Here is a 15,787-nt window from a genome sequence, read left to right on the forward strand (position 1 = left end):
AGGGTCAGCGTGACTCGTCGGCGAATGTCGCCGTCAGTCTTCTGAGGAGTTGTTGTAAGCCAGGTCGATCAGGTCGTCGATATCGAGCTCGTCGATCGATTCCTCGGTGATGCTCTGCTCGATCTCGCCGGGGCTGTCCTGCCCGCCGGCGAGTTTCATGAGGGCATCCAACAGGCCCGCGTCGCGCAGGCGGGTGAGTGGAATCGTCTGGAGAGCTCGGCGAATATCGTTCTCCGACAGATCTGTCGATTGGCCGGTGTGGTGCTCGTCGGTGAACTCGTCGGCCAGGTATTCGGCCAGCGCCTGCGGCGTCGGGTAGTCGAATACCAGCGTCGCCGGCAAGCGCAGGCCCGTCACGGCTTTCAGGGCATTGCGGAACTCGACCGCGGTGATCGAATCGAAGCCCAGGTCGCTGAAGGCCCGGTCGGCCGCGATCGCATTCGCGTTCTGATGACCGAGTACCGCCGCGACCTGACCGCGAACGATTTCGGCGAGCACACCGAGGCGTTCGCTCTCGGGAGTATTCGCCAAACGAGTCCGCAGTGCCGCGGGCGCGTCCGAGGCCGCTTTGCGGCGCGCGGGAACCAGGCCGGACAGCAGGGCCGCGGCGAACCCCGCGTTGCGGAGGCTCTCCAGATCGAGGCGGGCGAGGATCGGAGCCGCCGTATCGATTCCGGTGGCCGCGCCGAACAATGCCAGGCCCTGTTCTTCCGACAGCGGCAGCATGCCGGAACGGGACATGCGCTGCCGGTCGACCTCGCTGAGTTCCGTGGCCATACCGCCGTCGGTACCCCACAGACCCCACGCCAGCGACTGTCCGCTCCGCCCGGATGCCCTGCGGTGCAATGCCAAGGCGTCCAGGCAGGCGTTGGCCGCGGCATAGTTGCCCTGGCCGGGGTTGCCGAATGCACCGGCCGCCGAACTGAACAGCACGAACGCCTTCAACGGCAGATCGGCGGTCAGCTCGTGCAGGTGCAGCGCGGCGTCGACCTTGGGCCGCAGGACCGTGTCCAGGCGATCCGCGGTGAGTGAACCGATGGCGCCATCGTCGAGCACACCGGCCGTATGGAACACACCCGTGAGCGGGCGGTCCGCCGGGATACCGGCCAATACCTGCTCGAGCGCGCCACGGTCGGCGACATCGCAGGCGACGAACTCGACCTCGGCACCGAGAAGCTCCAGTTCCGCGCGCAACTCGGTGGCGCCCGGGGCCGATTCACCGCGCCGGCTCAGCATCAGCAGGTGACGGACACCCTGGGTGTTTGCCAGATGCCGGGCGAACAGTCCGCCGAGGAAGCCGCTGGCGCCGGTGATCAGAACGGTTTCGTCCGGACCGAGAGCGGAACTCGGGGCTGGAGCGGTCGACGCGGCGGCTCGGGCGAGTCGCGCGACATGCACCTGCTCGCCGCGCACGGCGGCCTGGGGCTCCCCGGAGGCCAGGATTCCGCCGAGCAGCCCGTGCACGTCGGAATCGGTGTCTACCAATACGATCCGGCCCGGGTTCTCCGCCTGGGCGGAACGCACCAGACCCCCCACGGCGGCACCGGCGAGGTTCGTAATGTCCTCCCCGGCAACCGAGACCGCGCCGCTGGTCCGAACCACCAGCACCGACTCGGTGAACCGGTGATCGGCGATCCAGGACTGGAGTGCTTGCAGCACACTGTGAGTCGCGGCACGAACGTCGGCGGGATCATTACCCGCCGGGCAGTCCAGCACTACCGCGGCCGGGACCTCGTCACCGAGATCCACCCAGGACACGGCGCTGACCTCGGCCTCGGATACCGCGAGCGGTGTCCAGTCGACCTGGAACAGCGCGTTGCCGAAGGCGGGTGCGCCGGTGGTCAGCTGTGCGGGATCGATTGGCCGGGAGGCCAGATGCCGCACCGTGGCCACCGGAGCGCCGGTCGGATCCGCCAGCTCCATGGCCACCGCATGTTCGCCGACGCGGGTCAGCCGGACGCGCAACGCGCCCGGTTCCGCTGCGTGCACGGTGACACCGGACCACTCGAATGGCAATGCCGGTCCACTTCCCTCCGCGGACAGGTAGCCCGCCAGGCGCAGTGCGTGCAGCGCGGCATCGAGCAGCGCAGGATGCAGACCGAAACCCTTGGCGTCCTGCGGATCCGGAAGGGCGACCTCGGCGAACACGTCATCGCCACGCTGCCATGCCGCCTGCAATCCCTGGAAGAACGGACCGTAGCCGTACCCGGCATCGAGCAGCTCGTCGTAGGCACCCTCGATGGGCAGGGGCTGCGCGCCGACCGGAGGCCACGAGGTGAGGTCGCCAGGGGCCTCCACCTCGTCCGGTGCAAGGGCGCCTTCGGCATTCAGCGTCCACGACGTCGCGGAATCGACGTCGCCATCGGGGCAGGAGTAGATCCGCACCGCGCTACGGCCGGTCTCGTCCTCGGCGGCGACCACGATGCGCACCGCGACGCCGCCGGACTCCGGCAGCACCAGCGGAGCCTGAAGCACCAAGTCTTCCAGGCTCGTGCGGCCGACTCGCTCCCCGGCATGCAGGGCGAGTTCGACCAAACCGGTACCGGGGAACAATACGGTGCCCAGGACCCGGTGATCGGCCAGCCACGGTTGGGTCTCCACCGAGAGGCGACCGGTCAGGATCACCGCGCCGGAGTCCGGTTGTGACACCATCGCCGAGATCAGGGGGTGTCCGGTAGCCGCCAGACCCATGGCCCGGGCGTCACCGGTACCCGCGGACCCCTCGCGCATCCAGTAGCGGCGGCGCTGGAAAGCGTAGGTGGGCAGGTCGATTCGCTGGGCTCCCGTCCCGGCGTAGAAACCGGCCCAGTCGACGGGGGCGCCGGCCACGAACAGTGCGGCCACAGCGTTCAACACGGCCGACGCATCGGCATGGTCTCGACGCGCCAACGCCACCACCGTTGCGGCCGAGTCATCCCCGTCATCGAGCGTCTGGGCGACCATCGGGGTCAGCACCGCGTCGGGACCGACCTCGGCGAATCTGGACACACCCATGCCCGCCATCACGGTGACCGCATCAGCAAATCGGACGGTCTCGCGAACCTGATCCACCCAGTACGACGGATCCGACATCTCGTCACCGATCCGGGTACCGGTGACCGTCGACACCAACGGGATGCTCGGGCGGGCGAATGCCAAACCCTCGATCGCCGTGGCGAATTCGGCCAGCATCGGCTCCATCAAGGCCGAATGGAAGGCATGCGAGACACGCAACCGGTGCGTCCGCCAACCCTGCTCGGCACACCGCTCAGCGACAGCAAGGACATCGTTCTCGACCCCGGAGAGCACCACCGACGACGGTCCGTTCACCGCCGCGATCGATACCTCACCGGCCACCAGCAGTGGCAGCACATCGATCTCGGAGGCGCCGACGGCGACCATGGCCCCACCGGCGGGCAACGCTTGCATCAAACGGCCACGGGCAGCCACCAATACACACGCATCCGTCAGGGACAGCACTCCGGCTATATGCGCGGCAGCGACCTCACCGATCGAGTGACCGGCCACCACATCGGCGCGGACTCCCCACGATTCGAGCAGCCTGAACAACGCCACCTCGAACGCGAACAAACCCGCCTGCGCGAACACCGTCCGATCAACCAGATCAGCGCTCGCCAACGCCTCGACCAACGAAACCGACTGCCCCAGCAGCGGATCCAGCTCGGCAACGATCCCATCGAACACCTCGGCGAACACCGGGTACGCCGCACGCAGCTCGACAGCCATACCGGCCCACTGCGCACCCTGACCCGAGAACACCACACCCGTCGAACCCGACACCACACGACCGGTGACCACACCGGCTGCCTGCACGCCCGCAGCCAGTGCCCGCGCTCCCGCGAGGAGACCATCACGGTCCTCGGCCACGACCACAGCGCGATGTTCGAAGACGGCACGCGTCGATGCCAGCGAGAAGCCGACATCGATCGGATCATGTTCGGCCACAGCCGATGTCAGGCGGGCGGCCTGATCGGCGAGCGCCTCGTCACTGCGCGCCGAGAGCATCCACGGCACTACGGTCGGCACCGCATCCACGGGAGCCTGTTCCACCGTAGGCGCGGTTGCCGGGGCCTGCTCCACGATGACGTGCGCGTTGGTGCCGCTGATACCGAACGAGGACACGCCCGCACGACGCGGACGATCCACCTCCGGCCACGCCACCGACTCGGTCAACAACCGCACATGGCCCTCGGACCAATCCACCTTCGTGGAGGGCTGATCCACATGCAGGGTTTGGGGCAGGACCCCGTGCTGCATCGCCATCACCATCTTGATCACGCCACCCACACCGGCCGCAGCCTGAGCGTGACCGATGTTGGACTTCAACGAGCCCAACCACAGGGGACGGTCCGCATCACGATCCTGGCCGTAAGTCGCCAAAAGCGCTTGGGCTTCGATCGGATCACCCAGTGTCGTGCCGGTGCCGTGGGCCTCCACCGCGTCCACCTCGACCGCCGAGACACCGGCATTCGCCTGCGCTTGGCGAATCACCCGCCGCTGCGAGGGACCGTTCGGCGCGGTCAAACCATTCGACGCGCCATCCTGATTCACCGCCGAACCAGCGATCACCGCGAGCACCTGATGGCCATTGCGCTGCGCGTCGGACAACCGCTCCAACACCAGAACACCAGCGCCCTCGGACCAGCCCACGCCATCGGCCGCGTCGGCGAAGGACTTGCACCGTCCATCCGGGGACAGCCCCCGCTGACGGCCGAACTCGAGGAACATGTCCGGGGTGGCCATCACAGCGACACCACCGGCCAATGCCAGATCGCACTCCCCCGACCGCAGCGACTGCGACGCCAGATGCAGTGCCACCAGCGACGACGAACACGCCGTATCCACGGTGACCGCAGGGCCTTCCAGACCGAACACGTAGGACACCCGGCCCGAGACCAAACTGCCTGCGGCGCCGCTACCGGTACCGGTCGCCTGGGCGTAGTCGTGGTACATCACACCGGTGAACACACCGGTGGAACTGCCGCGCAGCACCGCCGGATCCACACCAGCCCGCTCCAACGCCTCCCACGAGACCTCCAGCAGCAACCGCTGCTGCGGATCCATCACGGTCGCCTCATTGGGACTGATCCCGAAGAAGTCCGCATCGAATTCCGCTGCGGAGTACAGGAATCCACCCTGGCGGGTATAGGTCCTGCCCGCCTTACCGGGTTCGGGATCGTAGATGCCCTCGATGTCCCAGCCACGGTCCATCGGCATGTCGCCGGTGGTGTCGATGCCCGAGGTGACCAGCCCCCACAGGTCTTCGGGCGAGGCGACGCCACCGGGGTAGCGGCAGCTCATCGCCACCACCGCGATCGGGTCGTCGCCGGTTCGGACCCGGCTGACCGCGACCTCCTCGACGGCTGCGCTCCCGGTGAGCTGGGAGTCGATGAACTCGGCGACGATCTGCGCGTTGGGATAGTCGAAGACGAGCGTCGCGGGCAGTTGCAGACCGGTCGCGGCATTGAGTTTGTTGCGGAACTCGATGGCGCTCAGCGAATCGAAACCGAGCTGCTGGAAAGCCTGCTGGGGTTCGACAGCCGCCATGGAGGCGTGCCCGAGGATCTCGGCGGCCACCGACCGGACGAGGTCGAGTTGAGCGGTCCTGCGATCGGCGTCCGACAGTCCGGCCAGCGTGCGCAGGAAGGCCTGGCCCGCCGGCGGCGTCCGGCGGCGGACCGGGGCCGGTACGAGCGCGCGGACCAGGGCGGGAATCTGCTCGCCCCGGGTCCGGAGCACGGCCTTGTCGACCCGCAGCGCCACCAGCTGGGCGGTATCGGTCGATATCGCCGCATCGAACAGCGCCAGACCCTCGGCCTCGGAGAGCGGCGGGAAACCCTGTCGGCGCATCCGGTCGAAGTCGTCCTCCGACAGTTCGGTCCCGAGTCCGCTCGAGCGCGCCCACATTCCGTAATCCAGGGACGTGGCAGGCAATCCCAGGCCGCGGCGATGCACCGCCAGCGCATCGAGGAAGACATTCGCCGCGGCGTAATTCGCTTGGCCGGCAGCCAGCACCAGGCCGCCCGCGGACGACACCAGCACGAACAATGACAGCGAGAGATCGCGAGTGAGCTCGTGCAGATGCCAGGCCGCGTCGACCTTGGGCCGGAAGACACCGTCGATGCGATCCGCTGTGATCGACTCGATCACAGCGTTGTCAGCGGTTCCCGCCGCGTGCACCACACCCGTCAGCGGATGCTGATCCGACACGCTGTCGAGCAGTGCCGCGAGCGCGTTTCGATCGGACACATCGCACGCGGCGATGGTGACCTCGGCACCGAGCTCGGCCAGCTCCTGCCGCAGCTCGGCAGCGCCAGGAGCATCCAGGCCACGCCGAGAGGTCAGAAGTAGATGGCGCACACCGTGTTCGGTCACGAGGTGCCGGGCGATCACCGCACCCAGGCCACCCGTGCCACCGGTGATCAGGACGGTGCCCGGTGCTGTCGATCGATCGATCGTGCCGGGTGCGTGAGCGGTCAGACGCGGCACGAACACGCTCGCGCCCCGGAGGGCCACCTCCGGCTCCGACGCGACAGCGGCGGCAATGGCCGCCACGGCGGACGGATCGCCGTATTCATCCAGATCGAGAAGCTGGAAACGACCCGGGTTCTCCGCCTGCGCGGCACGCAGCAAGCCCCAGACCGGCGCCTGCGCCAGATCCACCGACTCGGAATCATCCACGGACACTGCGTGTTCGGTGAGCACCACCAAACGGGAACCGGCGAAACGAGTGTCGGACAACCAACCCTTGACGGCGTCGAGGACACTGGTCGCGACCTGCCGTGCGGCTCGAGGCGGCGCACCGTCGAAGTGAGGGCACTCGAACAAGACGATCTCGGGAACAACCGAATCGGGATCGGCATCCAGATCGGCGATCAATCCCGCGAGGTCACGATGATCGACGGTCGTCGGCGACGGCGCGACAGCGACCCAATCCATCCCGAAGAGGGCTTCCGGCATCCGGTCGGTGCCCAGGCGCTCAGCCGATACCGGCCGAGAGACCAAGGCCCCCACCGACATCACCGGCCGGCCCTGCTCATCGGCGAGCTGCACAGCGAACCGGCCCGCTTCACGGACGATGCGCACCCGCAGCGCGGGAGCACCTGTCGAGTGCAACACGACCCGGTTCCAGGTGAACGGCAGCACGGCGGCGCCACCGCCACGGCCGTGCACGATCCCGACATGCAGGGCCGAGTCGAACAGTGCCGGATGGATCCCGAAACCCTTGGCGTCCTTCGGGTCCGGCAGCGCGACCTCGGCGAACAACTCATCGCCGCGCTGCCAGGCCGCCCGCAATCCTTGGAAGAACGGGCCGTAGCCATACCCGATGTCGAGCAGCTCGTCGTACACGCCATCGACGGGCAACGGCTGCGCACCGGCCGGAGGCCAGGCGGTGAGGTCGAAGTCGGGCGGCACCTCGCCCGGGGCGAGAACACCTTCGGCGTGGAGCGCCCACGGGCCCTGTGCCGTCTGCTGCGAATGGACGGTCAGCCGTCGACGACCGGCGTCGTCGGCCGCGGCCGCCACCACCTGCACTGCGACACTGCCGTCGGCCGGCAGCGTCAGCGGGGTGTGCAGCACGAGCTCCTCCACCACCGCACAACCCAGCAGACCGCCGACGTGGGCGGCCAGCTCGACGAAACCGGTGCCCGGCAGCAGCACGGTGCCGAGCACGCTGTGGTCGGCCAGCCATTCGACGGAGTCCAGCGACCAGCGGCCGGTGAAGCTCACCGCACCCGAATCCGGGTGCGGTACCAGTGCACCGAGCAAGGGGTGGTCCACCGCGTCGAGACCGACCGAGGTGACTCCGCCCAGTTCGGCGCCGAGCCACGACTGGGCCAGCATCTGCCGGGCGTCGAGCCAGAAGCGCTCGTGCTGGAAGGCATAGGTGGGCAGGTCGATTCGCCGCGCCCCGGTCCCGGTGTAGAAACCGGCCCAGTCCACCTCCGCGCCGGAGACGAACAGCCCGGCCACCGCACTTACGACGGTCGTGGCGTTCGCGTTGTCACGCCTGGTCAGCGCGATTGCGGTTGCGGTATCGAGAGTTTGGGCGACCATCGGGGTCAGCACCGCATCGGGACCGACCTCGGCGAACCTCGATACGCCCAGGCGGGCCATTGCGGTGACCGCGTCGGCGAACCGCACCGTGTCCCGGACCTGACCGACCCAATACGACGGGGCCGACATCTCGTCGCCGATCTCGGCGCCGGTCACGGTCGACACCAACGGAATACGCGGACTGCCGAAGGTCAGACCCGCTATGGCCGTGGAAAATTCGGCCAGCATCGGCTCCATCAGGGTCGAGTGGAAGGCATGCGACACACGCAGTCGATGTGTCCACCAGCCCTGCTCGGCACACCGCTGGACGACAGCGACGACGTCGTCCTCGATGCCGGAAAGCACCACAGATGCAGGGCCATTCACCGCGGCGATCGACACCTCACCGGCCAGCAACGGCAACACATCGGCCTCGGACGCACCGACAGCGACCATCGCCCCACCGGCGGGAAGAGCCTGCATCAGCCGACCGCGCGCCGCGACCAGCACACACGCATCCGTCAGAGACAGCACACCCGCCACATGCGCGGCAGCCACCTCACCGATCGAATGACCGGCCACCACATCCGCACGCACACCCCAGGATTCGAGCAGCCTGAACAGCGCCACCTCGAACGCGAACAGGCCCGCCTGCGCAAACACCGTCTGGTCGACCAGATCAGCATCCGCCAGCGCCTCGCTCAACGAAACCGACTGCCCCAGCAGCGGATCCAGCTCGGCAACGATCCCATCGAACACCTCGGCGAACACCGGGTACGCCGCACGCAGCTCGACAGCCATACCGGCCCACTGCGCACCCTGACCCGAGAACACCACACCGGTCGAACCCGACACCACGCGGCCGGACACCACTCCGGCGCCCGATACGCCCGCGGCCAATGCCCGCACACCTGCCAGCAGACCATCGCGGCCCTCGGCCACGACGACCGCACGGTGCTCGAAAACACTGCGCGTCGACGCCAGCGAGAAACCGATATCCACCGGATCCTGGTTGCCCGCAAGCGATGTCAAGCGCTCGGCCTGAGCGGCGAGAGCCGCGCTACCGCGCGCCGAGACCACCCACGGCAGCACTCCACCAGCCGGGACGGTCTCGACCACAACCGGAGCCGGGTCCGCCGCCGGAGCCTGCTCGACGATGACGTGAGCATTCGTGCCACTGATACCGAACGAGGACACACCCGCACGACGCGGACGATCCACCTCCGGCCACGCCACCGCCTCGGTCAACAACCGCACATGGCCCTGGGTCCAATCGACTTTGGTGCTGGGCTGATCGACATGCAGCGTCTTGGGCAGCACGCCGTGGCGCATCGCCATCACCATCTTGATCACGCCACCCACACCGGCCGCAGCCTGGGCATGACCGATGTTGGACTTCAACGACCCCAGCCACAGCGGACGATCCGCCGCACGTTCCTGCCCGTACGTCGCCAGAAGCGCTTCGGCCTCGATCGGATCACCCAGCGTCGTACCGGTGCCGTGGGCCTCCACCACATCGACGTCGGCCGAGGACACCCCGGCATTCGCCAGCGCTTGGCGGATCACCCGCCGCTGTGACGGACCGTTCGGCGCGGTCAGACCATTCGACGCGCCATCCTGATTCACCGCCGAACCCGAGACCACTGCGAGCACGTCATGACCATTGCGGCGGGCGTCGGACAGCCGCTCCAGCACCAGCACACCGGCGCCTTCGGACCAGGCGACACCGTCGGCGGTGTCGGAGAAGGACTTGCTCCGCCCGTCCGGGGCCAGCCCGCGCTGGCGGCTGAACTCCACGAACGTTTCCGGCGTCGCCATCACCGCCACACCACCGGCCAACGCCAGATCGCACTCCCCCGACCGCAGCGACTGCGCCGCCAAATGCATCGCCACCAGCGAGGACGAACACGCCGTATCCACGGTGACCGCCGGGCCCTCCAGCCCGAACACATACGAAACCCGGCCGGACGCAATGGATCCCGCGTTCGCGTTGACCGGATAGTCGTGATACATCATGCCGGTGAACACCCCGGTCGAACTGCCGCGCAGTTCCGCCGGATCGACGCCGGCCCGCTCCAGCGCCTCCCACGAGGTTTCCAGCAGCAGGAACTGCTGCGGATCCATCACCGCGGCTTCATTGGGGCTGATGCCGAAGAACGCCGGATCGAATTCACCTGCGGAGTGCAGGAATCCGCCCTCGCGCGTGTAGGTGGTGTGCGGCGTCTCGCCGGTGGGGTCGTACAGACGGTCGGTATCCCAGCCTCGGTTCACCGGGAACTCCGACGTCGCGTCGGTCCCGTTCGCGACCAGATTCCACAGCTGCTCGGGAGAACTCACGCCGCCCGGGTACCGGCACGCCATGCCGACGATCGCAATCGGTTCGTCGTCGGCGGACTTGGTGGCGGTGACGGCGATGTCGCGCCCGGTGCCGGTGAGCTCGTCGGCCAGATAGGCGGCCAGTGTCCGTGGTGTCGGGTAGTCGAAAACGACTGCGGCCGACAGTGACAGGCCGGTGGCGGTCTTGAGCCGGTTGCGGAGCTCGACCGCGCTCAGGGAATCGAATCCCAGGTCCTGGAAGGCGGAATCGCGTTCGATCGCGGACGCACCATCGTGACCGAGGACGGCCGCGATGTGGGTGCGCACGGTCGCGAGTACCGCCTGCCGCTGCTGATCGGTATCCAGGCCGGTAAGCCGTTGCCGGAGACCGGATGCCGCCGCCGAGGTCGTCGCCGCCGGACGCCGGGCCACGGTCGGCGCCAGTTCCCGCAGTAGTGGCGGCAGAAGTCCCGCCTCGGCGCGAGCGCGAATCGCGGTGGTGTCCACGGCCGCGATCACCGCCAGCGCCGTGCCCTGAGCGAGCGCCGCATCCCATCCGGCCAGTGCCTGCTCGTCCGGCATCGCGGTGAAGCCGCCGCGGCTCATCCGGGCCACATCGGTCTCACCCAGGTGTCCGGTCATGCTGCTCGAGCGTGCCCACGGACCCCAGGCCAGCGATTGCCCGGACAGTCCCCGTGCACGCCGGTGCGCGACCAGCGCGTCGAGGAAGGTGTTCGCGGCCGCGTAGTTGGCCTGACCGGGTCCGCCGATGGTGCCCGACACCGAGGAGAACACCACGAACGCAGCCAGATTCAGATCCGCGGTCGCCTCGTGGAGGTACCAGGCGGCGTCTGCCTTCGGCGCCAGGACCGCGTCCAGCCGCTGCGGGGTCAGGGACGCGATGACCCCGTCGTCGAGCACACCCGCGGCGTGGATCACGGCGGTCAACGGCTCGGGTCCGTCGGCCAGGAGTCGGGCGACCGCGTCGGGGGCGGTGACGTCGCAGGCCGCGACTCGCACCTGTGCGCCCAGGTCGGTCAACTCGTCGCAGACCGCTGTCACGCCCTCGGCCTGCGGGCCGCTGCGGCTGACCAGCAGCAGCGACCGGACGCCGTGCTCGACGACCACGTGCCGGGCCACCAGGGCACCCAAACCGCCTGTGCCGCCGGTGATCAGCACCGCTCCCGTGCCGAAGGCGGATTCCTCGCCGCGCGTGATTGACACGGGTGCAGGCCGGGTCAGTCGAGCGGTGTGGGTGACGCCGGCGCGCACGACCACCTGGGGTTCGTTCACGGCCAGAACGGTGGCCGCGAGTCGCTCGTCGAGGCCGGTGTCCGCGTCCACCAGGACAATTCGGCCCGGATCCTCCGTCTGCGCGGTGCGCACCAGGCCCCACACGGCGGCACCCGCGAGGTCGGTGAGGTCTTCACCGGGCAGGGCGACCGCGCCACGCGTGGCGATCAGCAGGGTGCTCGAGGCGAACCGGTCCTGATCCAGCCACGCCTGCACCACCTCGAGGATTCGTGCGACCTCGGTGTGGGTGGTGGCCACCACGTCGGTGCCCGTGTGTACGTTCCAGCCGGACCCGGCCTCGACGACCACCACCGGGGGTACCGGTGACTGCGGGTCCAACCGATCCCACCGGCCCACAACAGCATCCGTTACCACGGACTCGGCCGCGATCGGCGACCACACCAGTTCCAGCACCGGATCGGCCGCGCCGCTCGCACCGGCGGCGGCCAGCTGTGCCAATGGCATCGGGCGGGGCGTCACCGACCCCGACAGCACGGGTTGTCCCTGTTCGTCGCCCGCCCACACCGATACCGACGATCCGGTCGTGGTCAGACGCACGCGCAGCACCGACGCTTCGGCCGCGTACAGCGACACCGACTCCCAGGAGAACGGCAGCACCACGTGGCCCGCCGCCACCGTGAACGGTGAATCCTGCTGTCCCGCAGCCTCTTCGGACACCCAGGCCAGCAGTCCCGCCTGCAAGGCCGCGTCCAGCAGCCCCGGATGGATCCCGAAACCCTCGGCTCGCATCCCGGAGTCCGTATCGATGGCGACCTCGGCGAACACCTCGTCGCCGCGTCGCCACAGCGCCCGCACGCCCTGGAACGCGGGGCCGTAGTCGTAACCGCGTGCCAGCAGGGCCGTGTACGCGGCCGCGACATCGAGACCGGTCGCCTCGGCAGGCGGCCAGGTCTGCGATTGGGGTTCGGTGGCGTCGTCGCGGGTGGTCAGCAGACCCCGCGCGTTGAGTACCCACTCTTCGTCGCGATCGTGTTCGGCGCGAGAGTAGATCGATACCGGCCGTTGCGCGAGTTCGTGTTCCGGCCCGCCGACAACGACCTGGAGCTGGACACCGCCGGACGCGGGCAGGACCAGGGGCGCCCGCAGCGTCAGTTCCTCGATCGCCGGGCACCCGGCTTCGGCGCCGGCGCGCAGCGCCAGCTCCACGAAACCGGTCCCGGGCAGCAGGACCGACCCGGCCACCGCATGGTCGGCCAGCCAGGGATGGGTCGCCACCGACAACCGGCCGGTCAACAGCACGCCACCGGATTCGGGTTCCGAGACCACCGCGCCCAGCAGCGGATGCTGCACCGCACCCAAACCTGCGGACTCGACGCCGGCGGTGCCCTGCACAGCCTCGAGCCAGTAGCGGCGGCGCTGGAAAGCATAGGTGGGCAACGACACTCGCGATACCGGCCGACCGGCGAAGAACGCCGTCCAGCCGACCTCGAGGCCGACCGTGTGCGCGTGGGCCAGGCAGGTCACGAACTGTTCGACCTCGGCCCGGCCTCGGCGAGCTGCGGCGATCACCGACGACTGGGATTCGAGGTCCTCCGGCAGGCATTGCCGGGTCATGGCCGTCAGGACCGCATCGGGACCGATCTCCAGGAATCGGCGCACACCCGAGGCCGCGAGGGTCTCGACGCCCCGGGCGAACTGAACGCTCGCCCGCACCTGCTGGACCCAGTACGCGGGCTCGAGTACCTCATCACCGGCGATCCGGCCGGACAGATTCGAGACCAGGGGAATCTGCGGGCGGCGATAGGTCACTTCCCGTGCGACAGTGGCGAACTCGGCCAGCATCGGATCCATGCGGTGGGAATGGAACGCATGCGACACCCGTAGCCGCGAGGTCTTGCGGCCACGGTCGGTGAACCACTGCTCGAGCGCCGTCACCGCGTCCTCGTCACCGGAGACCACCACGGCCGCAGGCGAATTCACAGCCGCGATGGACGCGCGGTCCGCATGGTCGGCGAGCGCGTCGGACACCTCGCGCTCGGTGGCCGCGACGGCCAGCATCGCGCCGCCCTCGGGCAGCCGGCCCATGAGGCGGCCGCGCGCCGCGACCAGCCGGCACGCGTCCGGGAGCGACCACACACCGGCGATGTACGCGGCGGCCAGCTCACCGATCGAATGGCCGATCAGGAAATCCGGTGTCACACCGAAGGATTCCAGGAGCCGGCACAGTGCGACCTCGTAGGCGAACAGCGCGGGCTGGGTGAACTCGGTCCGATCCAGCACGGCGGTATCGGCAGCGCCGACCTGTCGGCCGGTGAACATCACCTGCTTCAGCGAACCGCCCAAGAGCGGATCGAACTGCGCACACACCTCGTCCAACGCGGCGGCGAATGCCGGGAACGCCTCGGCCAGTTCACGTCCCATCCCGGCCCGCTGTGCGCCCTGCCCGGTGAACAGGAACGCTGCCTTGCGCGTGGCCGCCTGCGCCGCCGTCACGCCCGCGGCGGTGCTCGCCGAGCCGTGTTCCGCGAGCGCGGCCAGTCCGGCGAGCATGGCGTCCCGGTCGCCGGCGACCACGGTGCCCCGCCAGTCCAGCCGGGCCCGGGTCGTCAACAGCGAATAGGCGATCTCGTCGGTGGTCAGGTCGGGGTGTTCGGCCACCCACCGCCGCAGTTTGCCCGCCTGCGCACGCAGGCCGTCCTCGGTCTTCGCCGAGACCAGCCAGGCGGAGACATCGGACGCCACGGCCTGCGCACCCTGATCGGGAGCCTCGTCCACCGGTTCGGCGGGGGCCTCCTCCAGAGCGGGGGCTTCTTCCAGGATCAGGTGCGCGTTGGTGCCGCTGGCGCCGAAGGAGGACACGCCGGCGCGACGCACCCGCTCCCCCGCCGGCCACGGTTCGGCCGCGGTGAGCAGCCGCACCGAGCCCGCCGACCAGTCCACATGCGGAGTCGGAGCGTCGACATGCAGTGTCGCGGGCAGCGTTTCGTACCGCAGCGCCTGCACCATCTTGATCACGCCGCCGACGCCGGCCGCGGCCGAGGTGTGCCCGATGTTCGACTTGAGCGAACCGAGGCGCAGCGGAGCTCCGACGCGTCCGCGACCGTAGGCGGCGATCAGCGCCTGCGCCTCGATCGGGTCGCCGAGGGTGGTGCCGGTGCCGTGGGCTTCGACGACATCGACGTCGGCGGGCGTCAGACCGGCATTGGCCAGGGCCTGTGCGATCACCTTTTCCTGCGACGGACCGTTCGGTGCGGTCAGGCGATTGCTGGCGCCGTCCTGGTTGATCGCGCTGCCGCGGATGACCGCGAGGACGGGGTGGCCGAGACGGCGGGCATCCGAGAGTCGTTCGACCGCGAGCATGCCGAGACCCTCGGAGAATCCGGTCCCGTTCGCCGCCGCCGCGAAGGCTTTGCATCGCGCATCCGGGGACAGTGCGCGCTGGCGGCCGAAGGCGATCAGCAGGGCCGGATCGGACATCACGGTGACGCCGCCGACCAGGGCGAGCGAGGTGTCGCCCTGCCGCAGCGCCTGGCACGCGAGGTGCAGGGCGACCAGCGACGACGAGCACGCGGTGTCCACCGAGAGCGCCGGGCCCTTGAAACCGAAAGTGAAGGCGACCCGGCCGGAGAGGATGCTGGAGGAAACACCCAGGTAGGCATGGCCTTCCGCCTCGGCGGTCAGGCCCGGCGACCCCACGCGGGGGCCGTAGTCCTGATGGATCACGCCGGCGAACACACCGGTGTCACTGCCGCGCAACGACACCGGATCGATGCCCGCATCCTCCAGTGCCTCCCAGGCCGCTTCCAGGAACAGGCGCTGCTGCGGATCCATCGCCAGGGCCGCACGCGGGCCGATCCCGAAGAATCCGGCGTCGAAATCGCCTGCCGCATCCAGGAATCCGCCCTCGCGGGTGTAGATGGTGCCCGGCGTATCGGGATCGGTGTCGAACAGCCGCTCGAGGTCCCAGCCGCGGTCGGCCGGGAAGGGCCCGATGGCATCGGCGCCCGAGGCGACCAGATCCCACAGCTGCGCCGGAGTTTCGACCCCGCCCGGATAGCGGCAGCTCATGCCGACGATCGCGATCGGTTCGCCGGCCCGGTCCTCGAGGTCCTGGATGTGCTTCTTGGCGGCGCGGAGGTCTCCGGTGAGCTTGCGCAGATACCGGCTGAGCCGTTCCTCG

Annotated in this window: 1 protein-coding gene (running past one end of the window); it reads right to left on the reverse strand. The window is 69.1% G+C overall.

Annotated elements, in window-relative coordinates; translation table 11 throughout:
• Positions 1-33 precede the first annotated feature (33 nt).
• A protein-coding gene (locus tag ACFXN1_RS31285) for a type I polyketide synthase (protein ID WP_379463731.1) crosses the window boundary here: on the reverse strand, positions 34-15,787 show its 3' portion. It continues 23 nt past the right edge of the window; only the last 15,754 of its 15,777 coding nucleotides appear in the window; its start codon lies off the right edge, out of view — the gene reads right to left on this strand; its stop codon occupies positions 34-36.

The organism is Nocardia sp. NPDC059154 (genome assembly GCF_042755705.1).
Classification (GTDB): Bacteria; Actinomycetota; Actinomycetes; order Mycobacteriales; family Mycobacteriaceae; genus Nocardia.